20 protein-coding genes and 2 tRNA genes are annotated in these 23,887 nt (G+C 70.2%); 10 read left to right on the forward strand and 12 right to left on the reverse strand.

The genetic code is table 11. The annotated features are described in order from the left end of the window. Window positions 1-24 precede the first annotated feature (24 nt). From clpX to OFY01_RS05010, 5 genes are all read right to left on the reverse strand, one after another. Window positions 25-1,311: an ATP-dependent Clp protease ATP-binding subunit ClpX gene (clpX, locus tag OFY01_RS04990; RefSeq protein ID WP_266596664.1), complete on the reverse strand. Its 1,287-nt coding sequence runs from the start codon at window positions 1,309-1,311 to the stop codon at window positions 25-27. 219 nt (window positions 1,312-1,530) lie between these two features. Next, window positions 1,531-2,190 carry an ATP-dependent Clp protease proteolytic subunit gene (locus OFY01_RS04995; RefSeq protein WP_266596666.1) on the reverse strand — a complete coding sequence of 220 codons (660 nt, stop codon included), beginning with the start codon at window positions 2,188-2,190 and terminating at the stop codon, window positions 1,531-1,533. 96 nt (window positions 2,191-2,286) lie between these two features. Next, a complete protein-coding gene (locus OFY01_RS05000; RefSeq protein ID WP_266596668.1) occupies window positions 2,287-2,904 on the reverse strand; it encodes an ATP-dependent Clp protease proteolytic subunit in 618 nt (205 codons plus the stop codon). Between the two features lie 299 nt (window positions 2,905-3,203). After that, a complete protein-coding gene (gene tig / locus OFY01_RS05005) occupies window positions 3,204-4,589 on the reverse strand; it encodes a trigger factor (protein WP_266596669.1) in 1,386 nt (461 codons plus the stop codon). 136 nt (window positions 4,590-4,725) lie between these two features. Then, window positions 4,726-4,799: transfer RNA gene (locus OFY01_RS05010), tRNA-Pro, on the reverse strand. 154 nt (window positions 4,800-4,953) lie between these two features. Between OFY01_RS05010 and OFY01_RS05015 the strand changes: the two genes are divergently transcribed. Continuing rightward, a tRNA-Gly gene (locus OFY01_RS05015) sits at window positions 4,954-5,024 on the forward strand. Between the two features lie 56 nt (window positions 5,025-5,080). On the opposite strand, the gene OFY01_RS05020 is transcribed toward OFY01_RS05015, so the two are convergent. The 4 genes from OFY01_RS05020 to OFY01_RS05035 form a co-directional block, all read right to left on the reverse strand. Beyond that, window positions 5,081-5,275 (reverse strand): hypothetical protein, encoded by a 195-nt coding sequence (locus OFY01_RS05020; protein ID WP_266596671.1) that lies wholly within the window; start codon window positions 5,273-5,275, stop codon window positions 5,081-5,083. A gap of 237 nt (window positions 5,276-5,512) precedes the next feature. Further along, entirely contained in the window at window positions 5,513-6,688 is a 1,176-nt protein-coding gene (locus OFY01_RS05025; RefSeq protein ID WP_266596673.1) for a PP2C family protein-serine/threonine phosphatase, read from the reverse strand. 179 nt (window positions 6,689-6,867) lie between these two features. Then, window positions 6,868-7,686 (reverse strand): Fpg/Nei family DNA glycosylase, encoded by an 819-nt coding sequence (locus OFY01_RS05030; protein WP_266596675.1) that lies wholly within the window; start codon window positions 7,684-7,686, stop codon window positions 6,868-6,870. 133 nt (window positions 7,687-7,819) lie between these two features. Further along, window positions 7,820-8,305 (reverse strand): ribose-5-phosphate isomerase, encoded by a 486-nt coding sequence (locus OFY01_RS05035; RefSeq protein WP_266596677.1) that lies wholly within the window; start codon window positions 8,303-8,305, stop codon window positions 7,820-7,822. A 221-nt stretch (window positions 8,306-8,526) separates the two neighbouring features. Between OFY01_RS05035 and OFY01_RS05040 the strand changes: the two genes are divergently transcribed. Continuing rightward, window positions 8,527-9,960, forward strand: coding sequence for an amino acid permease (locus OFY01_RS05040; RefSeq protein ID WP_266596679.1), 1,434 nt, complete (start codon window positions 8,527-8,529; stop codon window positions 9,958-9,960). Window positions 9,961-10,086: 126 nt separating this feature from the next. Here OFY01_RS05040 and OFY01_RS05045 read toward each other — a convergent pair whose 3' ends face one another. Next, window positions 10,087-10,665, reverse strand: coding sequence for a biotin transporter BioY (locus tag OFY01_RS05045; protein ID WP_266596681.1), 579 nt, complete (start codon window positions 10,663-10,665; stop codon window positions 10,087-10,089). Window positions 10,666-11,100: 435 nt separating this feature from the next. On the opposite strand from OFY01_RS05045, the gene OFY01_RS05050 reads away from it, so the two are divergent. Further along, on the forward strand, window positions 11,101-12,525 hold the full coding sequence (locus tag OFY01_RS05050) for an amino acid permease (protein ID WP_266596683.1): 1,425 nt from the start codon (window positions 11,101-11,103) through the stop codon (window positions 12,523-12,525). 307 nt (window positions 12,526-12,832) lie between these two features. Continuing rightward, the gene (locus OFY01_RS05055; protein ID WP_266596685.1) at window positions 12,833-13,483 is read left to right on the forward strand and encodes a superoxide dismutase; all 651 of its coding nucleotides are present in this window, start codon (window positions 12,833-12,835) and stop codon (window positions 13,481-13,483) included. A 147-nt stretch (window positions 13,484-13,630) separates the two neighbouring features. Here the strand turns inward: OFY01_RS05055 and OFY01_RS05060 are convergent, their stop codons facing one another. After that, a complete protein-coding gene (locus OFY01_RS05060) occupies window positions 13,631-14,263 on the reverse strand; it encodes a mycothiol-dependent nitroreductase Rv2466c family protein (RefSeq protein WP_266596687.1) in 633 nt (210 codons plus the stop codon). Between the two features lie 207 nt (window positions 14,264-14,470). Between OFY01_RS05060 and pepN the strand changes: the two genes are divergently transcribed. From pepN to OFY01_RS05090, 6 genes are all read left to right on the forward strand, one after another. Next, window positions 14,471-17,053: an aminopeptidase N gene (pepN, locus tag OFY01_RS05065; protein WP_266596689.1), complete on the forward strand. Its 2,583-nt coding sequence runs from the start codon at window positions 14,471-14,473 to the stop codon at window positions 17,051-17,053. A gap of 186 nt (window positions 17,054-17,239) precedes the next feature. Next, window positions 17,240-17,500, forward strand: coding sequence for a type II toxin-antitoxin system RelE/ParE family toxin (locus tag OFY01_RS05070; RefSeq protein ID WP_266596691.1), 261 nt, complete (start codon window positions 17,240-17,242; stop codon window positions 17,498-17,500). Next, window positions 17,497-17,838: an XRE family transcriptional regulator gene (locus OFY01_RS05075; RefSeq protein WP_266596693.1), complete on the forward strand. Its 342-nt coding sequence runs from the start codon at window positions 17,497-17,499 to the stop codon at window positions 17,836-17,838. Before OFY01_RS05070 ends, OFY01_RS05075 begins: the two co-directional genes overlap by 4 nt. A gap of 172 nt (window positions 17,839-18,010) precedes the next feature. Further along, complete coding sequence (locus OFY01_RS05080) at window positions 18,011-19,477, forward strand: hypothetical protein (protein WP_266596695.1); 1,467 nt, start codon at window positions 18,011-18,013, stop codon at window positions 19,475-19,477. 212 nt (window positions 19,478-19,689) lie between these two features. Continuing rightward, window positions 19,690-20,913, forward strand: coding sequence for an AAA family ATPase (locus tag OFY01_RS05085; protein WP_266596697.1), 1,224 nt, complete (start codon window positions 19,690-19,692; stop codon window positions 20,911-20,913). Between the two features lie 89 nt (window positions 20,914-21,002). Next, a complete protein-coding gene (locus OFY01_RS05090; RefSeq protein WP_266596699.1) occupies window positions 21,003-22,232 on the forward strand; it encodes a vWA domain-containing protein in 1,230 nt (409 codons plus the stop codon). Between the two features lie 408 nt (window positions 22,233-22,640). Here the strand turns inward: OFY01_RS05090 and OFY01_RS05095 are convergent, their stop codons facing one another. Continuing rightward, window positions 22,641-23,528 (reverse strand): tetratricopeptide repeat protein, encoded by an 888-nt coding sequence (locus tag OFY01_RS05095; protein ID WP_266596701.1) that lies wholly within the window; start codon window positions 23,526-23,528, stop codon window positions 22,641-22,643. Between the last annotated feature and the right edge of the window lie 359 nt (window positions 23,529-23,887).

The following is a 23,887-nucleotide window of genomic DNA, read 5'->3' on the forward strand; positions in this document are numbered from 1 at the left end:
TCTCGTACGTCAACGGGCGTGCGTTCACGCCGACTTCTGCTCGCCCCCGCCACTGCCCCGCGCATCCCGCGGGATCAGCGTCGGGTTCACGTTCGAGTGGACGGCGTCGGCGGTGATGACGACGCGGGCGACGTCCTTGCGGGACGGGACCTCGTACATCACCGACTGGAGGACCTCCTCCATGATGGCGCGCAGGCCGCGCGCGCCGGTGCGGCGCAGGATCGCCTGGTCGGCGATGGCCTCCAGGGCCTCGCGCTCGAAGTCGAGTTCCACGCCGTCGAGTTCGAAGAGGCGCTGGTACTGCTTGACCAGCGCATTGCGCGGCTCGACCAGGATCTGCAGGAGCGCCTCGCGGTCGAGGTTGTGGACCGAGGTGATGACGGGGAGGCGGCCGATGAACTCCGGGATCATCCCGAACTTCACCAGGTCCTCCGGCATGACCTCCTGGAACTGGTCCTTCTCCTCCAGCTCCCGCTTGGAGTGGATCGTCGCGCCGAAGCCGATGCCCTTGGCGCCCGCCCGCGCCTCGATGATCTTCTCCAGGCCCGCGAAGGCGCCGCCCACGATGAACAGCACGTTCGTCGTGTCGATCTGGATGAACTCCTGGTGCGGGTGCTTGCGGCCGCCCTGCGGCGGGACCGAGGCCGTCGTGCCCTCGAGGATCTTCAGCAGCGCCTGCTGGACGCCCTCGCCCGACACGTCACGCGTGATCGAGGGGTTTTCACTCTTCCTCGCGACCTTGTCGATCTCGTCGATGTAGATGATCCCGGTCTCGGCCTTCTTGACGTCGTAGTCGGCGGCCTGGATCAGCTTGAGCAGGATGTTCTCGACGTCCTCGCCGACGTACCCGGCCTCCGTCAGCGCCGTGGCGTCGGCGATGGCGAACGGGACGTTCAGCATGCGGGCCAGGGTCTGCGCGAGGAGCGTCTTGCCCGAGCCCGTGGGGCCGAGCAGGAGGATGTTGGACTTGGCGAGCTCGATCGCGTCGTCCCGGCCCGCCGCGCCGCCGTTCTCTCCGGCCTGGACGCGCTTGTAGTGGTTGTAGACCGCTACCGAGAGGGCCTTCTTGGCGGCTTCCTGACCGACGACGTAACCCTCGAGGAACTCGTAGATCTCGCGGGGCTTGGGAAGCTCCTCCCAGCGCACCTCGCTCGTCTCGGCGAGCTCTTCCTCGATGATCTCGTTGCACAGGTCGATGCACTCGTCGCAGATGTACACACCGGGGCCTGCGATGAGCTTCTTGACCTGCTTCTGGCTCTTACCGCAGAACGAGCACTTCAGCAGATCGCCGCCGTCACCGATACGTGCCACGGTGTGCTTCCCCTTCGCCTGGGAGACGACTGGACCTTTCGATCCAGCGACTCCTGGTGCCTTGTATCTGACGGTACCTTGCCGAGCCCCCCGTTCGGGCCCCCCTTGGCGCGGTTCACTTCTCCGGGGACCCGCGGGGTCGGTGGATCCGTGGACCGCGCCGAGGGACGGCAGACGATACTCCTCGGGGCCGCGAAGCCCCGAGTCCGGTCTCGTCGGTCAGGCGACGGCCGTGTTGTTCATCTTGCGCGTCGAGATGATCTGGTCGATCAGGCCGTACTCGAGCGCCTCCTCGGCCGTGAGGATCTTGTCGCGCTCGATGTCGTCGCGGATCTTCTCGATCGGCTGCGACGAGTGCTTGGCCAGCAGTTCCTCCAGCTGCGTGCGCATGCGGAGGATCTCGTTGGCCGCGATCTCCAGGTCGGAGAGCTGCTCGCGGCCGGTGCCGCCGGAGGGCTGGTGGATCAGGACGCGGGCGTTGGGCAGCGCCATGCGCTTGCCCGGCGTACCCGCGGCCAGCAGCACGGCGGCGGCCGAGGACGCCTGCCCCATGCAGACCGTCTGGATGTCCGGCTTCACGAACTGCATCGTGTCGTAGATGGCCGTGAGGGCCGTGAACGAGCCGCCGGGGCTGTTGATGTAGACCGAGATGTCACGGTCGGGGTCCATCGACTCCAGGCACAGCAGCTGCGCCATGACGTCGTTGGCCGAGGCGTCGTCGATCTGCACACCGAGGAAGATCACGCGCTCCTCGAAGAGCTTCGAGTACGGGTTGTACTCGCGCACGCCCTGCGAGGTGCGCTCGATGAAGGTCGGCACCACGTAACGGTTGTCGACCTGGGGGCCCGTGTACAGGCCGCTGCCGGGGAAGTTGTTCATGATGGCGGTGTTCCCGTCCTTGTGAGGGAGGCTGTGGCTTGGCAGCTGGGGCTGGCTGATCGCCGGCCGCGGTCGCTGGGACACGCGGACCGCTGATCAGGCGCCGGTGCCGCCGCCGCCCGGAACACCCGTAGCGGCAGTGATGATCTCGTCGATGAGGCCGTACTCCTTGGCCTCCTCCGTGGTGAACCAGCGGTCGCGGTCGCCGTCCCGGATGATCGCCTCGACCGTCTGACCGGAGTGGCGGGCCGTGATCTCGGCCATGCGCTTCTTCGTCCGCAGCAGGTACTCGGCCTGGATCTTGACGTCGGACGCGGTGCCGCCGATACCGGCGGAGCCCTGGTGCATCAGGATGTCCGTGTGCGGGAGCGCGAAGCGCTTGCCCGCGGTGCCGCCGGTGAGCAGGAACTGGCCCATCGAGGCCGCCATGCCCATGCCGATCGTGACCACGTCGTTCGGGATGTACTGCATGGTGTCGTAGACCGCCATGCCGGCCGTCACCGAGCCGCCGGGGCTGTTGATGTAGAGGTAGATGTCCTTGTCGGGGTCGGCCGCGAGGAGGAGCATCTGCGCGGTGATCTTGTTCGCGATGTCGTCGTCGACCTGCTGGCCGAGGAAGATGATCCGCTCACCGAGCAGCCGGTTGTAGACATGGTCGCCGAGGCCACCACCGATGGACGGCTCGCCGGCGGCGGAAGGCATCAGATTCGTCATGTATCCACCTGCTCGTCTCTGACGGCTGCGCGCCGTCTCGCGTCTCTAGCGTGGGCCGGGGCCCGCCGGGTCTCCCCCGGCACCCCGCCCTCTATTCATGGACCCTAACGCGCGGGTCCCCCCGGGGAATCCCGGGAATGGAACTGTTCGCTGTGAGCGCATGCCCCCGGGTACGCGGGCGGTGTTGATCAGCGGCTCCGCCGCGGGGCGCCGACGGCCGCACACGATCCGCGCCCCTGAAAAAACAGGCCCCCCGGGGCGCTGCGGGGCGCGTCCGGGGGGCCTGGCAGACGTGCTGCTTACGCCTCGTCGGAGGGCTCCGAGGACTCGGTGGCGGCGGCGGCCGTCTCCGTGGCGGCCTCCGTCTCCTCCTCGTCGTCCTCCAGGTCGACGACCTCACCGTTCGTGTCCTTGACGGTGGCGGCCTCGACGACCACGGCGAGGGCCTTGCCGCGGGCGACCTCGCCCACCAGCATCGGCACCTGGCCACCCTCGACGACGGCCTGGGCGAACTGGTCGGGGCTCATGCCGGAGGACTGGGCGCGACGCATGAGGTGCTCGGTGAGCTCCTCCTGGTTCACGTTCAGCTTCTCCTTGTTGACGAGCTCGTCGAGGACGAACTGCGTCTTGATGCCCTTGACGGCCTGCTCGCGCGTCTCGGCGTCGAACTCCTCGGCGGACTTGCCCTGGATCTCCAGGTACTTCGCCAGGTCGAGGCCCATCTGGCCGAGCTGGTGGTGCTCAAGGTTGTGCTTGCGGGTCTGGACCTCGTCCTCGAGCAGCTTCTCGGGGACGGGGACCTCGACCAGTTCGAGCAGCTTCTCCAGGACGCGCTCCTGGGCCTGCGTGGCCTGGTCGTACTGCTTCGAGGTCTCCAGGCGCGTACGGCTGTCGGCCTTGAGCTCGTCCAGGGTGTCGAACTCGGAGGCGAGCTGCGCGAAGTCGTCGTCGAGCTCGGGCAGTTCGCGCTTGGCGACCTGGCTGACCTTGACGGTGATCTCCGCGTCCTTGCCCTCCGCCGAGCCGCCCTTGAGCTGCGAGGTGAAGGTGGCCTCGCCGCCGGCCTCAAGGCCCTTGACGGCGTCGTCGATGCCGTCGAGCAGCTCGCCGGAGCCGATGGTGTACGAGACGCCGGAGGCGACGCCGTCCTCGAGGACCTCGCCGTCTACCTTGGCCTCCAGGTCGATCGTCACGACGTCGCCGTCCTCGGCGGCGCGCTCGACCGGGGAGGTGGAGGCGAAGCGCTCGCGCAGCTGCTCGACCGCCTTGTCGACGTCCTCGTCGGTGACCTCGATGGCGTCGACCTCGACCTCGATGCCGGAGTAGTCCGGGATCTCGATGGTCGGGCGGACGTCGACCTCGGCCGTGAAGTTCAGCGTCTCGCCGTCCTTCAGGTCGGTGATGTCGACCTCGGGCTGGCCCAGAACGTTGAGCTCCGCCTCGTTGACCGCTTCGGTGTAGAACTTCGGGAGGGCGTCGTTGACGGCCTCCTCCAGGACGGCACCGCGGCCGAACCGCTGGTCGATGATGCGGGCCGGGATCTTGCCCTTGCGGAAGCCCTTCACCGTGACCTGCTGGTTGATCTTCTTGTACGCCGCGTCGAGGCTGTCCTTGAGCTCCTCGAAGGGCACCTCAATGCTGAGCCGAACCCGGGTCGGGTTCAGGGTCTCGACGGCGCTCTTCACGGTTCGGTCTCCTTGGGGGCTGACTTTAGGGATCTGCCCGGCTTAGAGACACACGGGCATGCAGCTTGCATAGTAACGGCACGCCGCAGCACACCCACAATGCGATCTTGAAGTCGGCCCCGGAGGGGGTCCTGAGTCGGGGTGGCGGGATTTGAACCCACGGCCTTCCGCTCCCAAAGCGGACGCGCTACCAAGCTGCGCCACACCCCGTCGGTGCGACACGTAGGGTACATGGCCGCGGACAGTGCGACGCCCCCTGGGAACGGGGCGCGGAAACGGGGTGTGCGGGAGCGGCCCCCGACCCGCTACGATGCTTGCCGTGCCGCACTCGCTCAGCAGCAGTGACCTGCGGCGTGCTCTGTGTGCGGGCGTAGCTCAATGGTAGAGCCCCAGTCTTCCAAACTGGCTACGCGGGTTCGATTCCCGTCGCCCGCTCTGTGCACTGGCCTCCGGCCCGGTCCCACTTCCCGTGGGCCGGGCCGGAGGTCTTTTCAGAACTTGATCGCGCTGATGCTGTCCGCGACGGAGTTGAGGAAGTTCTGGATGTCCGGGGCCATCCCGGTCGATGCCAGGAAGAAGCCGAAGAGCACCGCCACGAAGGCGGGCCCCGCCTTCAGGGATCCGCCGCGCATCAGCACGACGAGAACGATCGCCAGCAACAGCACCACTGACAACGAAATGGCCACACTGATCACACCCTTGGTCGGTCCGCTCTCCCGGCCCGGGGGTACGACCCGGCACACCCCCGCCAGAACCATCGTGCCACCAACCCGGCCCGCGTATGCGGCTGGTGACACTTCGTCGGCCACGGGTGAGCGCGGCTGACCGGGAAAACGGCTTGATCGTTTCCATGGCGCGGTGGTGCGTCCGCGGTTCGGACGCCGCTCGTGGAATCGGGCGGCGCGAGGCGTCACGCCGCGCCCTCAGGCGTCGCGGCAGATCAGCAGCAGCGCCCGGTCGTCGTTGACGTCCTTGGCCACCGCTTCGATGAGGTGCCAGGCGGCTCCGTGGAAGCCGCCGCTGACATAGCGGTCGGCCGCGCCGGTGAGGCGGTCCATGCCCTCGGCGATCTCCCGCTCGGAGGTCTCCACCAGGCCGTCGGTGAAGAGCATGAGGACGTCGCCGGGGCGCAGGGTTCCCTTGGTGGCGTCGAACTCGGCGCCTTCGTAGACGCCGAGCAGCGGGCCCTCGGCGGCCTTCTCCTCCCAGCGGCCGCTGCCCGAGCTGAGCTGGAGGCCCGGCGGATGGCCCGCGGAGAAGAGCTCGTAGTCGCCCGTTTCGAGGTCGAGAACGAGGTGGATGGAGGTGGCGAAGCCCTCGTCCCAGTCCTGGCGGAGCAGGTAGCCGTTGGCCGCGGGCAGGAAGGCGTGCGGCGGCAGTGAGCCGAGCAGGCCGCTGAAGGCCCCGGCGAGCAGCAGGGCGCGGCTCGCGGCGTCCATGCCCTTGCCGGAGACGTCGGTGAGGACGACCTCAAGGGTGCGGCCCTCGTTGGTGCGGGCCGCGACGACGAAGTCGCCGGAGAAGGACTGGCCGCCGGCCGGGCGCAGCGCCATCTCGCGGTGCCAGCCGGGCGGGAGTTTCGGCAGCCGGCTCTGGGTGCGGATGCGTTCACGCAGGTCGAAGAGCATGGTGCCGCCGCGCCGCCAGGGCACGCCGACGCGGCTGCGGAACTGCGCTATGAGCAGGCCGAAGAAGCCGCACGCGGCGACGGTGAGGACGGTGCCGGGGGTGACGGCGGCGTCGCGTTCGGTGTAGGCGCCGAGTTGGACGGACTCCACGATCAGCGCGCAGGCGGAGGCGGCGTACAGGCCCAGGAGGCTGGCCGGGCGGAGCAGCAGGCCGCCCGCGACGATCGGCAGGACGAGCGCCGCGGGTGCGCACCAGACCGGGTCGACGATGGTGGTGGCGGCGATCAGCGGGACGGTGAGCAGAAGCGCGGCCAGGGCGATCCAGTCCGAGCCGTCGCCGCGGAAGTAGTCGACGCCGGATCTGCGCACGGCGGTGCGGACCCGGTGCATTCGCATCCTCAACCGGGCCGGAAACGTCTCGGCCTGCGAGCGCCGTTCGCGCACGGGCCGTTCTCCTCGTCGTACCGCCATTGCTCGTGGACCTTATCCACCGCGGCCGGGACTGTGCACGGGTGGTCCCGGTTGTCCCACTTTCCGGGCACCCGCCGAGGGGCGGGGGCGACGGCGTGATCCGTTCGCCGCGGCGCGCGGCCGCTGGTAGGCATGGGGCATGACGACGGGACTGCGGCTCGGGGCTGTCGGGGCCCGGCTCAGTGGGCGCCAGGTGGCTGGCAGGTCGGGCACCAGAAGAGGTTGCGGGCGGCGAGTTCGGCGGTGCGGATGTCGGTGCCGCACAGGTGGCAGGGCTGGTGGGCGCGCCGGTAGACGTAGACCTCGCCGCCGTGGTCGTCGACGCGCGGGGGGCGGTTCATCGCCTCGGGCGTGTGCTCGGGGCGGACCGTGTCGATGCGGTTGGCGCGTACGCCGTCGCGCATGAGCGCCACCAGGTCGTCCCAGACGGCGGTGAACCGGGCCTCGGTGAGGTCCTTGCCGGGGGTGTACGGGTCGATGCCGTGCCGGAAGAGGACCTCGGCGCGGTAGACGTTGCCGACTCCCGCGACGACCTTCTGGTCCATGAGGAGCGCGGCGATGGTGGTACGGCTGCGGGAGACGCGCGCGTACGCCCGGTCGGGGGTGTCGGCGCCGCGCAGCGGGTCGGGGCCGAGGCGGTCGTGTATCGCCTGCTTCTCGCCCTCGGAGATGAGGGCGCAGGTGGTGGGGCCGCGCAGGTCGGAGTAGTGGGTGTCGTTGAGCAGGCGCAGCCGGACCGTGTCGGTGGGCGGCGGGGCCGGGGTCTCGCCGAGCGTGTACTTGCCGAAGAGCCCCAGGTGGACGTGGACGTACTCGGCCGCGCCGAAGCGGAGGAAGAGGTGTTTGCCGTGGGCCTCGGTGCCGGTCAGGTCCTGGCCGGTCAGGAGTGCCGCGGCGTCGGAGAACTTGCCCTGCGGACTGCTGACCGTGGTCTGGCGGCCCAGGAAGCGGGCGGCGTGATCCTGGGCCAGGCGGTGGATCGTGTGGCCTTCTGGCACGGCCGTCGTACTCCTCGGCGTCGTGGGACTCGCTGCCCCGGGGCTTTGCCCCGGACCCCGCTCCTCGATCGCCGGAGGGACTTGATTTTCCAGCCCGTTCGGCGATCGAGGGCACAGCGGGGAGCTCGCGGGCTCAGCCCTGCGGGTGGCCCTCCGGGATCGGGGGCAGGGCCCCCGTGTCCTCGTACGCCGACAGCATGTCGATGCGGCGCTGGTGGCGCTCCTCGCCCGAGTAAGGCGTCGACAGGAAGATCTCGACGAACTTCGTCGCCTCCTCCTGGGTGTGCATGCGGCCGCCGATGGAGATCACGTTGGCGTTGTTGTGCTCACGGCCGAGCGCCGCGGTCTGCTCGCTCCAGGCGAGGGCGGCACGGACGCCCTTGACCTTGTTGGCGGCGATCTGCTCGCCGTTGCCCGAGCCGCCGATCACGATGCCCAGGGAGTCCGCGTCGGCCGCCGTCCGCTCCGCGGCGCGCAGGCAGAACGGCGGGTAGTCGTCCAGGGCGTCGTAGATGTGGGGCCCGCAGTCGACGGGCTCGTGGCCGTGGGCCTTGAGCCATTCGACCAGGTGGTTCTTGAGTTCGTAGCCGGCATGATCCGAGCCGAGGTACACGCGCATGGCTCCGAGTGTGGCACGCCGGGGCCGGGGGGACGGCCCCAGGGCCTTGTGACCGTGACGTTTCGGTACGTCCGACCCTGGATTCCGTCGAGCTCCCGTTCGGATTCCGGCGGGTTTGGAGCACGTTACAAAGACAACAATCCGGACTCGGCTCTTCCACCGAGGACGATCCTGGGCTTTGAATGCGAGGGCTCGTGTTCAGAGAACTTAAGGATTCGTCCATGACCTCGCAGCCTTCCCTTGCGACGGAAGAAAACTCGCCCGGCGGCCCCGCGGCCGCCGACGGCGGGCCCGGGGGCGACGGCCTGAAAGCCGGGCTCAAGAACCGTCACCTGTCGATGATCGCCATCGGCGGTGTGATCGGCGCCGGCCTGTTCGTCGGTTCCGGCTCCGGCATCGCGGCCGCGGGACCCGCGATCCTCGTCTCGTACGCCCTGGTCGGCGCGATGGTCGTCCTGGTGATGCGCATGCTCGGTGAGATGGCCGCCGCGCGGCCGACCTCCGGGTCGTTCTCGGCCTACGCCGACCAGGCGCTCGGCCGCTGGGCCGGGTTCACCATCGGCTGGCTCTACTGGTTCTTCTGGGTCGTGGTGCTCGCCGTGGAGGCGACCGCCGGGGCCAAGATCCTCAACGGCTGGATGCCGGGGGTTCCGCAGTGGGGCTGGGCGCTGATCGTGATGGTCGTGCTCACCGCGGTGAACCTGGCGTCCGTGGGCTCGTACGGCGAGTTCGAGTTCTGGTTCGCGGGCATCAAGGTCGTCGCCATCGCGGCGTTCATCGTCATCGGGCTGCTCGCCGTCTTCGGCGTGCTGCCGGGCACGCACGACGCGGGCAGCGGTCTGGCGCACCTGACCGACGCGGGCGGGTTCTTCCCCAAGGGGCCAGGCGCGATCCTCACCGGGGTGCTGATGGTCGTCTTCTCGTTCATGGGCAGCGAGATCGTCACGCTGGCCGCCGGTGAGTCCGAGGACCCGCGCAAGGCGGTCACCAAGGCCACCAACTCGGTGATCTGGCGTATCGCGATCTTCTACCTGGGCTCGATCTTCGTCGTCCTGACGGTGCTGCCGTGGAACTCCGCGTCGATCCTCAAGGACGGCTCCTACGTCGCCGCCCTGAACGTCATCGGCATCCCGCACGCCGGGCAGGTGATGGACGCCATCGTGCTGACCGCCGTGCTCTCCTGCCTCAACTCGGGTCTCTACACGGCTTCCCGCATGGCCTTCTCGCTCGGTGAGCGCGGTGACGCGCCGAAGGCGTTCGCGCGGACCACCGGGCGCGGTGTGCCGCGGGCCGCGATCCTCGGCTCGGTCGTCTTCGGCTTCATCGCCGTGTGGTTCAACTACCAGTGGCCGGACACGGTCTTCACCTTCCTGCTCAACTCGTCCGGCGCCGTCGCGCTCTTCGTGTGGCTGGTCATCTGCTTCACCCAGCTGCGGATGCGCGGGATCATCCTGCGCGAGCAGCCGGAGAAGCTCACCGTGAAGATGTGGCTGTTCCCGTATCTGACGTGGGCGACGATCGCGGCGATCTCGTTCGTGCTGGTCTACATGCTGACCGACCCCAGCGGCCGTGAGCAGGTGCTGCTCTCGCTGCTCGTCGCGGTGTTCGTGGTCGCGGTCTCGCTCGTACGGGACCGGGTCGCCGCCAAGCGGTAGCCGACGCCGAACGGTAGCCGGGCGCCGAACAGTGACCGCCCTCACGACGAGCGAACGCCCGGGCCCCCGCCGGATGATCCGGCGGGGGCCCGGGCGTCTCGCGTTCGACGACCGCCTTCCGGACGGCTACTTGTCGGCGAACTTCCAGGCGGCGGGCAGCGCGCCCATCGCCAGGGCCGCCTTCAGGGCGTCGCCGAGGAGGTACGGGACCAGGCCGGCGGCGACGGCGTGCGACAGGCTCCAGCCCATGGACACGGCCAGGTAGGGGACGCCGACCGCGTAGATGACCGCCTCGCCGAGCAGCATCGTGCCCGCCGTACGCAGCACCGAGCGGTCGCCGCCGCGCCGCGCGAGGGCGCCGACCGCCGCCGAGGCGAGCATCAGGCCGATGACGTAGCCGAACGACGGCATCGCGGCGCCGGAGGCACCCTCGGCGAACCACGGCACACCGGCCACACCGGCGACCGCGTACACGGCGAGCGCCAGGAAGCCTCGGCGGGCGCCGAGCGCGGCGCCGACCAGGAGCGCGGCGAAGGTCTGCCCGGTGACCGGAACCGGCGAGCCCGGCACGGGCAGGGCCAGCTGCGCGGCGAGGCCGGTGAGGGCGGCGCCGCCGAGGACCAGCACGGCGTCCTTGGTACGGGAGGCGGGCAGCAGGTCGGCGAGGACCTGGCCCGGGCGGGCGGTGACGACGGCTGTGGCCATGGGGACTCCGCGGTGTGTGTACGTACGGGCAGGTTGGAACCTGGGAGGACTGTGTCGCCATGACGCTATCCCGAGGGGCTCGCGCCGATCACGGTCACCGGTCGACAAATGCCTGAGCACCGTCTTGGTGGGCTCCACACAAACAGCTGCGCGGACACACCGTCCGGGCGTGACGCTCATCACTGAGGTCAGGGCCACGGGCGGCCGTTTCACTCCGAGGCCGCACGGCCGGAACACTGTGGACTCCCACCAAACGGCACTGCGCGACCGGGCGGTGACGGCTTGGACACGGACCGTTGACGACTCCGTCACCTCGTGTGAGCGTGGTGTCCGTATTCCGGAAGGGCATTCCCCCTGAGCGGGCATCCGCTCAGACTGTGGCCGTTTTACGCCCCGCCACCGTTACCCGCCCCAGCTACCGAACAGGGTCGATCCATGTCGCGGACGTCACCGCAGTCCCTCGCAGAGAGCGCGGTCGAGCAGCAGCCCGTCGATCAGGCCGCGCCGACCGAGCCGACGCTGTCGCACGGCCTGAAGCAGCGCCACCTCTCGATGATCGCCCTGGGCGGTGTGATCGGCGCCGGGCTCTTCGTGGGTTCCGGCACCGCCATCGCCGCGGCGGGCCCCTCGATCGTCCTCGCCTACGCGATATCCGGTGCGCTCGTCATGCTCGTGATGCGCATGCTGGGCGAGATGGCGGCGGCCTATCCGGCCTCCGGCTCGTTCTCCGTCCACTCGGAGCGGGCGATCGGCCCCTGGGCCGGCTTCACGGCGGGCTGGGCGTTCTGGTTCCTGCTCTGCGTCGCCGTGGGCCTGGAGGGCATCGGCGCGGCGGGCATCGTGCACGCGTGGCTGCCCGGAGTACCGGAGTGGGGCCTCGTCGCCGTGTTCATGGTGCTGTTCACCGTCACCAACCTGGCGGCGGTCAAGAACTTCGGCGAGTTCGAGTTCTGGTTCGCGACGCTGAAGGTCGGCGCGATCGTCCTCTTCCTCGTCATCGGGGTGCTGGCCGTCCTCGGGCTCCTGCCCGGCGTCGACGCGCCCGGCACGTCCAACCTCACCGGCCACGGCGGCTTCATGCCCAACGGGTCGGAGGGCCTGATCGTGGGCCTGCTCGCCTCGGTGTTCGCGTACGGCGGTCTGGAGACGGTGACGATCGCCGCCGCCGAGTCCGAGCACCCGGTGCAGGGCGTGGCGAAGGCGGTCCGTACCGCGATGTGGCGCATCGCGCTCTTCTACGTCGGGTCGATGGCGGTGGTCGTGGTGCTGCTGCCGTGGACCGCGAAGGAGATCCCGACCAAGGGCCCGTACGTGGCGACCCTCGACCACCTGGGCATCCCGGGGGCCGCCCAGATCATGAACGTCGTCGTGCTCGTGGCGCTGCTCTCCGCGATGAACGCCAACATCTACGGTGCGTCGCGCATGGCCACGTCGCTGGTCGCGCGCGGTCAGGGGCCCAGGGCGATCGGTCGCCTGCACGGCGGGGTGCCGCGGGTGGCGGTACTGCTGTCGGCGGTGTTCGGCTTCCTGTGCGTGGTGCTGAGCTACTGGCGGCCCAACGACATCTTCCAGTGGCTGCTCAACACCATCGGCGCGATCATCCTCGTCGTCTGGTTCTTCATCGCCGTCTCGCAGCTGATCCTCCGCCGCAAGCTGGAGCGCGAGGCACCGGAGCGGCTGGTCGTGCGGATGTGGCTGTACCCGTACCTCACCGTCGTGGCGCTGCTCGCGATGGTCGTGGTCTTCGTCCTGATGGCCCGTGAGCACGAGACGCGGGTGCAGTTGTACTACACGGGCGGCCTGACGGTGGTGCTGGCGATCGTCGGGTACGTACGGCAGAAGGCGGCGGAGCGGGCATAGCGCCCGCGGCACGCTCGCCTCACCACCTCCCCCGTCACAAGGACCCCCGGGCCAGTCGGCCCGGGGGTCCTTGTCGTCGCGGGGGCTTTGTCGTCGCGGGGGCTTTGTCGTCGCGGGGGTTTGTCGTCGCGGGGGCCTTCTCGTCTCGAAAGGCGGGAGGCGGGCGGGCGCTTCTCGTCATCACACGCCCCTCTTACTGCCCCTTGCCGCCCCTTGCCTCCTCTTGCTGATAGCCTGCACTTGCATATTACTTGCAATAAGCCATCGCGACAGGCGAGAAGTGAGCAGTCGGAGGACACGGACGGACATGGCCACGTACACGCTTCCTGAACTTCCGTACGACTACGCGGCGCTCGAACCGGTCATCAACCCGGAGATCATCGAGCTGCACCACGACAAGCACCACGCGGCGTACGTGAAGGGCGCCAACGACACCCTGGAGCAGCTGGCTCAGGCCCGCGACAAGGAGCAGTGGGACACGCTCAACGGCCTGGAGAAGAACCTCGCCTTCCACCTCTCCGGCCACATCCTGCACAGCATCTACTGGCACAACATGAACAGCCCGAAGGACGGTGGCGGCGGCGAGCCACACGCGGCGGACGGCGTGGGCGACCTGGCGGACGCGTTGCGGGAGTCCTTCGGCTCGTTCGCCGCGTTCAAGGCCCAGATGACGAAGGCCGCCGCGACCACACAGGGCTCCGGCTGGGGCGTGCTCGCCTACGAGCCGGTGAGCGGGCGGCTGATCGTGGAGCAGGTCTACGACCACCAGGGCAACGTCGGGCAGGGCTCGACCCCGGTCCTCGTCTTCGACGCCTGGGAGCACGCCTTCTATCTCCAGTACAAGAACCAGAAGGTCGACTTCATCGAGGCCATGTGGCAGGTGGTCGACTGGCAGGACGTGGCGAGGCGTTACGCCGCCGCGAAGGAGCGCGCCACGGACCTCCTCCTGGCGCCGTGAGACGTCCCGCCTCGTGATCGTCTTCTCACCGGCACGGCGGCGGGCGCAGAAAGGACGGGCCCCCGCGCACACGAGGTGCGCGGGGGCCCGTTGCCCTCACGGGCGGGCGCGGAGAACCGCGACGGCGCGAGAAGCGAGACGCGAGGCTCAGTCGAAGACCGGGCCGACCGTGCGGGTCCGCTTGATCTCGTAGAAACCGGGGACGGACGCGACCATCAGCGTGCCGTCCCACAGCTTCGCCGCCTCCTCGCCCTTCGGCGCGGGCGTGACCACGGGTCCGAAGAAGGCGATCTGCCCGCCGTCGGCGCCGGGCACCGCGATGACCGGGGTGCCGACGTCCTGACCGACCTTGTCGATGCCCTCCTTGTGCGAGGCACGCAGCTCGGCCTCGTACTTCGTGCCGTCCCAGTGGTCCATCAGGGCGGCGGGCAGGCCGACCTCATCCAGCGCACCGGCGACGGCCTCCTTCGTGGGGCCCTCGCCACGGTTGTGGATCCGGGTGCCGAGCGCTGTGTACAGGTCACCGAGCACCTCGGCGCCGTGCTCCTCCTGGGCCGCGATGACGACGCGGACCGGGCCCCAGGCCGTGGTGCGCATCATCTGCGCGTACTGCTCGGGCAGCTCGTCGAGCTTGGACTCGTTCAGGACCGCGAGGCTCATCAGGTGCCAGCGGACCTCGATGTCACGGAGTCTTTCCACCTCAAGAACCCAGCGCGACGTCATCCACGCCCAAGGGCAGAGCGGATCGAACCAGAAGTCGACGGGGGTCTTCTCGGACATGGCTCTCCTAGGAAGTTCACGAGATCGCGAGGCCGCACGGACTCACCGGCCGGTCTCGGCCGCGAGAACGCACACGGCGCCGCCCGCATTCCCGGATGTCCGCCGCGCGGGGCCCGTGCGAGGATCGTAAGCGTCCGCGGCGGCCCCACAAGGGCCTGCCCCAGGACCAGGACACCCCAGTTCAGACGTCACGAAGGAGTGCCGCCCGTGCCCGCTGAGAATCTGTCCCGCGACGAGGCCCGCGAGCGGGCGGGTCTGCTGTCCGTCGACGGCTACGAGGTCGCCCTCGACCTGCGGTCGGCCGTCGACGAGACGAGCGGCGACGGGCCGCGCACGTTCCGTTCCGTGACCACGGTCCGGTTCCGGGCGGGCGAGCCGGGGGCGAGCACGTTCGTCGACCTGATCGCGCCGTCCGTGACCGCGGTGTCGCTCAACGGCGAGGACCTGGACCCGGCGGCGGTCTTCGACGGCAGCCGCATCCACCTGGAGGGCCTGGCCGAGGAGAACGAGCTGGTGGTGGACGCGCGCTGCGCCTACTCGCGCACCGGCGAGGGCATGCACCGCTTCGTCGACCCGGAGGACGGCGAGGTGTACTTGTACACCCAGTACGAGCCGGCCGACGCACGCCGTGTCTTCGCCTGCTTCGAGCAGCCCGACCTCAAGGCGCCCTACCGCTTCAGCGCGCAGGCGCCGGAGGGCTGGACGGTCTGGTCCAACGGCGTCGGTGAACTGGTCGACGGCGTGTGGAAGTTCGCCGAGACCAAGCCGATCTCCACGTACATCACGGCGGTCGTCGCGGGCCCGTACCACTATGTGACGGACACGTACGAGCGGGAGGCGGCGGACGGCGGCAAGCTGACCATCCCGCTGGGCGCGATGTGCCGCAAGGGCCTGGCCCCGTACTTCGACGCCGACGACGTGTTCGCCGTCACCAAGCAGGGCCTCGACTTCTTCCACGACCACTTCGACTACCCGTACCCCTTCGGCAAGTACGACCAGGCGTTCGTGCCCGAGTACAACCTCGGCGCGATGGAGAACCCGGGCATGGTCACGTTCCGCGAGGAGTTCATCTTCCGCGGGAAGGTCACGCAGGCGTCGTACGAGCGCCGGGCCAACGTCGTCCTGCACGAGATGGCCCACATGTGGTTCGGCGACCTGGTCACCATGCAGTGGTGGGACGACCTGTGGCTGAAGGAGTCGTTCGCCGACTTCATGGGATCGTTCTCGATGGTGGAGGCGACGCGCTTCACGGACGGATGGATCACGTTCGCCAACAACCGCAAGGCATGGGCGTACCGGGCGGACCAGCTGCCGAGCACGCACCCGATCACGGCGGACATCCGCGACCTGGAGGACGCCAAGCTGAACTTCGACGGCATCACGTACGCCAAGGGCGCGTCGGTGCTCAAGCAGCTGGTCGCGTACGTGGGGCGGGACGCGTTCCTTGAGGGCGCCCGGCGCTACTTCAAGCGGCACGCGTACGGGAACACGCAGCTGGCCGACCTGCTGTCGGCGCTCGAAGAGACGAGCGGCCGGGACCTGGCGGCGTGGTCGCGCGCCTGGCTGCAGACTGCGGGCGTCAACTCGCTGACCCCGCAGGTGACGTTGAGCGAGGAGGGCCTGGTCACCGAGCTGGCGGTGGTGCAGGAGGCCGCGGCCTCCCACCCTGAGCTGCGCCCGCACCGAGTGGCGGTAGGTCTGTACCGGCGTACGGCCGAAGGCGCGCTGGAGCGGTACGCGCGCGCGGAGGTCGACGTGGAGGGCCCGCGCACGGTGGTCGGGGAACTGGCGGGGGCCGAGGCGCCCGAGCTGGTCCTGGTCAACGACGACGACCTGACGTACTGCAAGATCCGCTTCGACGAGAACTCGCTGGCGACGCTGCGCGAGCGCCTCGGTGACATGACCGATCCGCTGGCCCGCGCCCTGTGCTGGTCGGCGCTGTGGAACCTGACCCGGGACGCGCTGATGCCCGCGCGGGACTTCGTGGCTCTGGTCCTGCGGTTCGCCGGGCGCGAGACGGACATCGGGGTGCTGCAGATGCTGCACGCGTGGGCCCGTTCGGCGCTGGTCAACTACGCGGCTCCGCAGTGGCGCGAGGAGGGCGGGCGGCTGCTCGCGGAGGGCGCGCTGAAGGAGCTGCGGCTCGCGGCGCCGGGGAGCCAGCACCAGTTGACGTGGGCGCGGTTCTTCGCGGCGGTGGCGTCGAGCGAGGCGGACCTGCGGCTGCTGAGCGGTCTTGTGGAAGGCACGGGCAAGATCGACGGGCTCGACGTCGACCAGGAGCTGCGCTGGACGTTCCTGGAGACGCTGGCGACGTACGGGGCCGCGGACGAGGACGCACTGGCGGCGGAGCTGTCCCGCGACGACACGGCCTCCGGCAAGAGGCATCAGGTGCGGTGCCTGGCGGCGCGGCCGAGCGAGGCGGTGAAGGCGCAGGCGTGGGCCCAGGTCGTGGAGTCGGACCAGCTCAGCAACGCGCTGGTGGAGGCGACGATCGCGGGCTTCCAGCAGCCGTCGCAGCGGGCCCTTACGGCGCCGTACGCGGAACGCTACTTCGCGGCGATCGAACGGGTATGGGCCGAGCGGTCGATCCAGATCGGCATGGACGTGGTGCGCGGGCTCTACCCGGGGTTGCAGGACTCGGAGGAGACGCTGGCGGCGACGGACGCGTGGCTGGCCGAACACGCCGACGCGGCACCGGCGCTGCGGCGGCTGGTCCTGGAGGCGCGCGACGACCTGGCGCGGGCGCTGCGGGGGCAGGCGTGCGACGGGGGCGCGGCGGGCCGGTAGGCACCGCCCCTGTTGTTCAGGGGCAGGCCGAACATCAGGCATGCCTGATATTACGCTTGCGTAATGTTCGAGAGAGAGCGAGCCCACGCCCTTCCGGATCATCGTCGTGGAACCGGCGCGCACCTGGATTCACGAGCTCCGTAAGACTGACCTGACACTCTCACCCAGATCACCGCCGCGCTCAACGTGCTCCAGATCGAGGGCCCAGCTCTCGGACGTCCGCTCGTCGGTCGCATTGCCGGATCGAGCATGCCCAACCTCAAGGAACTGCGCCCTGGCTCCAAAGGCGGCACCGCGGTGCGCATGCTGTTCGTGTTCGACGACCCCGAGCGCAACGCTGTGATCCTGGTCGGTGGAGACAAATCCGGGAACTGGAGCGGCTGGTACCGCACCGCGATCAAGGAAGCCGAAGCCGCCTACGAGGCGTACACGGAGGAGGAATCATGAGCAGCCTCAAGCCCGAGACGGCCAAAGCGATCGACTGGGGCGACCTCAAAGACGAGCTCGAACTGACCCCCGAGGAACAGGTGAGTGTCGAGGAACAGACTGCCACCATGCTCGCGGAGGTCCGCGCGCACCGGCTCGCCGAGGTCCGCAAGCGCCGGCACATGACCCAGGCCGATGTCGCCAAGAGCCTCGGTATCACTCAGGGGCGAGTCTCCCAGATCGAGAAGGGTGCTGTGACCCGCACCGAGGTCGAAACCCTCGCCGCCTGTGTCGCGGCCCTCGGAGGGCGCCTGAAGATCGTCGCCGACTTCGGCGACGAGTCTCTCGTCCTCGGCTGAGGCGGGCTGAGCGAACGGGTGGGCCCGGCCCCGGCGTTGCGTTGCGCGGCACCGGGGCCCGCGCACTGTGGAAACGCGGCTGACAGATCACGAGCGGCGTGTTTATCATGCGGGCGATGACGAATTTCACCTCGTACGGAATGGGGGAATCGTTCGCGCAAGGTGAGTGCTGATGGCACTTTCCCCCGCGAACCGGTTTCCGACCCGCCTGTTTCCGACCCGCCTGTTGATGTGGCAGCGCGTGCGTGAGTACGCCGTGCCACCGTCCATGATCGAGACCTCCGCCGCACGGCGTGCCGTCGGCGACTGGGCCGGGGCCTGTGCCGCCGCCCGGGTCGACGTCGATCTCGATCTGCGCGCCGTGCGCCACCGCTACGGCACCGACCTCGCCACCCGCCTCCGCGCGGACCTGCGCCGACTCGCGCCGGATCTGCTGCGCTGGCACATGCCGCGCGTCGCGCCCGACGGGCTGCTGCGGGCCGGACTGACCATCTCCCTGGCCCAGTACGGCACTTCGGGCTCCACTTCGGGCTCCGACACCGCGTTGCACCTCGTGGTGCGGACGCCACCGGCCCAGGCCGAGGGCGGGCAGCGGATGTCGCTGGCCGTGTGGGAGGGAGGCGGGGGCACGCGCGCGGACGCGCACACACGTACGCGTACACACGCCGATGCGCACCCGCACCGACACCCCCACCCGCACCCGCACCCGCACCCGCACCCCGAACGGCGTTTCCGCCTCGATCTGCATCGGCATCTGTGGGACGCCACACGCAGCGGTGAGCTGGCCCAGCGGTGCGGCTCCAGGTCCGTCACCGACACATGGGCGACCGGACGCTGGGCCGACGAGGCCGAGCTGTTGCTGCGGGCCGAGGGCCGCCCACGCGGCACCTTCACCGTGCGGCTCGGCGCGCGCGACATCGCCGTACTGACCCTCGTGGCCCCCGACGACGCTCACGCGCCGACGTTCCGCCCAGTGCGACAGCCGCCGCCCGCTCAGGAGATCGCGGCGCTCCCGGTCCTGCCGGAGGCGGCGGCCCGGACCCTGCCGGACCTCGAACTTCTGCACTCCGGGCTCATCACGCACGGGCAACTGCACCCGCTCGTCGCGACGGCGTTGCCGGAACCCGGCGTGGCGCCGCCACCACCTCCGGTCGCCCCCGCCGGCGACCCGCACCGCGTGCTCTGCAGAGGCGAGACCCACCGGATCGCACTGCGGGACGGGGTACTGACGGCGGTCGACCACGACCCGGCCCAACTGCGCTGCGAGGCACTGCTCATGGCGCTCGGCGGGCCCCCGCTGCCGTGCCTGCGCGCCATCGACGCGGCGCACCGCGCCCCGCAGGCACTTCCCTCGGTACGCGAGCGGCTTCGGCACGGCGACGTGACCGGCGCGCTGAGCGTGGTGGAGGGCCTGCTCGGCCCTGCCGCCCTGCTGCGCGAAGGACCGCTCAAGGCCGAGCTGGAGGCGGCCGCGGACCGCCGCGTCGCCCAGGGGCTGTACCGGTCAGGGCTCGACCGTCCGCTCACCGTCGCGCATCCGGTGGAGACGGGCTTCGGCCGAATCGGCCGCCGTGCGGTCGCCGTACCGCGCGAGAAGTCGACCAGCCGGGCCAGGCCGCGTACGGGCATGCACCGCTGACTTCCCTCCTCCCTTCCCTACATCCCCCCTCCCTGCCTCCCCCCTTCCCTGCCTCACCTCTCTCCGCCGACCCTCTCCCTTCGCTCTCGCGCTCGCTCTCGCTCGCCTTCGCTCTCTTCTTCTCCTTCTCCTTCTCCTTCTCCTTCTCCTTCTCCTTCGCCTTCGCCTTCCCCTTCTCCTCCGCCTTCTCCTACTTACCTCAGGTGATGCCCATGCCTTCGAACGCCCAGATGACTCTGTCCGACTCCCTGTTGACCCTGTTGCGCACGACCACCATCGAGCCGCGCCACGACGAACAGTTGGAGGCGCTGACGCTGGCCGTCGCGGCCGACCTGCCCGTCCTCCTCTGGGGCGAGCCCGGCATCGGCAAGACGGCCGCGCTCACCCAGCTCGCCGCCTCGCTCGACCTTCCGCTGACCACAGTGATCGCCAGTGTCCACGAGCCGTCCGACTTCTCGGGCCTGCCGATCGTGGGAGACGACCCCGCCACCCAGGGCGTGCCTATGGCGCCACCCCAGTGGGCGGTGGAACTGGTGCGCGCCGGGCGGGGCCTCCTCTTCCTCGACGAGCTGTCCACCGCCACGCCCGCCGTCCAGGCCGCCCTGCTCCGGGTCGTCCTCGAACGCAAGGTCGGCGCCCTTCAACTGCCGCAGGGCGTGAGAATCGTGGCGGCGGCCAACCCGCGTGCCTCGGCGGCGGACGGCTGGGAGCTGAGCCCGCCGCTGGCCAACCGTTTCGTGCACCTGCACTGGGTGCACGACCGGGACGTCGTCGTACGCGGCCTCGGCGGCGTCTGGCCGAGGGCCAGGCTGCCGCGGCTAGCACCCGAGCGGCTCACGGACGCGGCGGCGTACGCGCGGCGCGCGGTCTGCGGCTTCCTGGAGGCCCGGCCGAACCTCATCCACCAGCTGCCCAGCAGCGAGACGCGCCGGGGCGGCGCCTGGCCCTCGCCACGCAGCTGGGAGGCGGCACTGACGCTGCTGGCCTTCGGTACGGCGGCGGACGTGTCGCGGGACGTCCTCGGGCTGCTGGTCCGGGGCGCGGTCGGCGACGGCCCCGGCCTCGAACTCATGGCCCACCTGGACCGTTTGGAGCTGCCCGACCCCGAGTCCCTGCTCGCCGATCCGTCCGCCGCCGACCTCCCGGCCCGCGGTGACCTGCGGCAGGCGGCGCTGGAGGGCGTGGTCGCGGCGGTCGGGGCGCGGCCGGAGCACGACCGCTGGGCCGCGGCCTGGGCGCTGCTCGTCCGCGCCATGGAGACCGGCTCGCCCGACCTGCTCGTGGGCCCGGCGAAGGCGCTGGCCGGGCTGCGCCGCGACGACTGGGAGGTCCCGGAGGCCCTGGAGCGCCTCGCCCCGGTCATCGGCCTCACCGAAGGCGCGGACCGTTCGGTGGCGCGGGTCACGGCCGGGCAGGTACGGAGGGCGAGCCGATGACGGAACCCGTACGACAGCCGGTTCCGGTACGAGGCCACCCCGCCGGAACGGAAACCGGAGCAGGCCACGGTCGCCGGCTCCCCCTGGACATGGACAAGCTGCTGACGGCGCGGCTGCACGCCGTGCGGGTCCGCCCCTACCTGGCCGCGGCGCTCTTCGCGCTGCACGTGGTCGAGGACCGGTCGGTGCCGACGATGTCCGTGGACGCGCACTGGCGGGTGTACGTCTCCCCCGGTTTCGTGGCCCGCACTCCGGTGGAGCAGCTGGCGGGTGTCTGGGTCCACGAGGTCTCCCACCTGCTCCGGGACCACCACGAGCGCGGCGAGCGCTACGCCCGCCACCACGAGGCGTACGGACCGGGCGAACGCCTGCGCCGCAACATCGCCGCCGACTTCGAGATCAACGACGACATCTACGGCGACGGCCTGCCGACACCCGACGGCGTGGTACGCCCCTCTCTGCTGCGTCTGCCCGACGGGCTCCTGATGGAGGAGTACCTGCGCACGGCGTCGATGTCCGGCCTGCCGCCCGAACTCGCCTGGCTGGACTGCGGCAGCGGCGCCGACGGCGAGCCGCGACCGTGGGAGCTGGGGCCGGACGGGGCCCACGGCCTGAGCCGCCAGCAGCGCGACGCGGTCCGCTTCCGGGTCGCGGAGGGCATCAGGGGCCGTCCGGGGAACGCCCCGGACGGCTGGCGAAGATGGGCGGACGAGGCGTTCCACCCGCCCCAGCCGTGGCGACAGCTGCTCGGGGCGGCGGTGCGCTCGGCGGCGAGTACTCCGGGGGTGGGCGAGAACCACACCTACCGCCGCCCGTCGCGGCGCTCGGCCTCCGTGCCCGGGGTGGTGCTGCCGAGCCTGCGCCGTACACCGCCGCGGGTCTGCGTCGTCATCGACACCTCCCGTTCGGTGAGCGACGCGGAGCTCGGCAGCGCACTGCTCGAAGTCGCGGCGATCGCACGGGCGGTGGGCGGTCGGCGCGACCTGGTCTCGGTGCTGTCCTGCGACGCGGCGGCCGGCGTCGCCGTCCCACTGTGCCGCGCGGAGAACATCGAGCTGATCGGGGGCGGCGGCACGGACCTGCGCTCGGGTTTCGCCCGTGCTCTGCGCTCCGGCTCCGCCCGCCCCGACGTGATCGTCGCCCTGACGGACGGGCAGACCCCGTGGCCTTCGTCCCGGCCGCCGTGCCGCACCGTGGTGGGCCTGTTTCCCCGTGCCGCCTCCGCCTCCGCCTCGTCCTCGGCCGAGGACGACCGGGACTACGTGCCGCCGGGGCCTCCGGGTTGGGCGCGGGTGGTGACGATCGGCGGGTGCGGGTGAGCCCTTGGAGCTACCGCTCCAGCTGGCAGCGTCGAAAAACCTGCCCAGCCACACCGTCAACTCACCGCATCCTCCGGCTCCACCGGCTCTGACGGCTCCACCAGCTCGCCCCCACCGCCTTGCCGCCCACGTCCGGGAACTTGTCCTCGAAGTCGCGGGCGGCAACGGGACTCCGCTGCGACAAGAATGGGAGCTGGGTCGTCGGCCTCAGCCTCGATCGTGAACGGTCATCCGATGAAGTCGGCGGCCAGTCCGTCGTCCGGGTGGTACAGGATCTCGAGGAGTATCCGGCCCGATCGGACCGTGCAGCTGTCAACGGCCGAGGCCCCGAGTGCTGCCGCGACGAGCGCGGTCACCGACTCGCGACTGCCACCTCGCGCGCAGAACTGTCAGCTGCCGAGGCCAGCCTCAGTCTGCGGACACGCTCTCTCCGCTGCCCTCCCCTGACGGACCAGGACCCTCTGCGACGACACGGGCGATGACCGCCCGCCTCGCCCGTGCACGAGCGGCGGCCAGTCGGCGGTCGAGAAGCAGCAGCGGCACGAACCAGAGGAAGCCCCACAGGGAGATCCCGTCCACCACGCCGAACGTCCGCAACAGCCGGTTCGTGGCGAACGACAGCCCCGTGGCCACCACCCACGCGCCGGCCCGGTTCCTCGCGAGAAACCGCGCCGGCGCATCGGCCTTGCCGGAGAGTTCCTCCAAGGTCGCGGCCGTCACAGCCTCCCGATGCCGCTCAGGGACCGTGGTCGGGGACAGGTCCAAAGACGGCTGAAGGTCGGCGGAGACTGCGCGGTCCGCACGTCGGGCGTTCAGCGCGGCATCGAGATCAGCACTCTGCTGGTCCACTTGAGCCCGGCGTCCCATCGCTTCCACCGTCCTCAGGCGGAAGTCCGCGAAATAGCCACGCCGATGCCACGCCAACACGTCCTGCACATGCTGGTCCTGCGGGGACCCGGCAGCCAGTTCCTCAAGCCGGGCAACCAGTTGCGGCGCACGCTTCGCCCGCCCGGGATAGTCGAAGCCGTCTGCGCGCAGGCACAGTTCGGCGTATGCGGCGATCAGGTCGATGTCATCAGGCGCCAGCTCCAACCCGCGCCGGAACGCCGTCTCCGCGGCGGCGTCGTGATCATCCTCGTCCTCCGCCATGTGCCCGAGCCCCAGCCATCGGTACTGCGCCGGATCGGGCCCTTCGGCAGCCAGCCGCTCCTCTGCGATCCGGCGCACCTCTGCATACCCCTCAACCGCAAACAACCGTTCGTAGACGCCTTGGCCGCCCACCACGCCCGCACTCACCCGGTTTTCCCCGTTCGCAATTCCTTCACAGGACGCGTATTGGATCTGGGGGACTGGCTCCTGTCAAGAGCGGACGTGGACTTCGGCCGCAGGGTGACCGGGGCACCGCCGGGCGACACCCTTCCCGCCTTGCCGTGCTTCAGGCTGCCCGTGGCCTCACTGCTCTTGGGCCAAGCACCCTTGCGCTCCGCCGCGGCCCGCGGGGCCTGCACCGCGCGGCCTTCCGGTCACGGGCGGCCCGCTGCCGGGCCTTGTTCGCGCCGGGCCCGTCGAAGCCCGGTGCCGTGGCAGCGTCGCCGACGCCGTCCAGCACGATCGACCCGTTGTCGACCGAGGCCCCTCCGCTCAGACCGATCTCC

It is taken from the genome of Streptomyces beihaiensis (assembly GCF_026274175.1).
Taxonomy (GTDB): domain Bacteria; phylum Actinomycetota; class Actinomycetes; order Streptomycetales; family Streptomycetaceae; genus Streptomyces; species Streptomyces beihaiensis.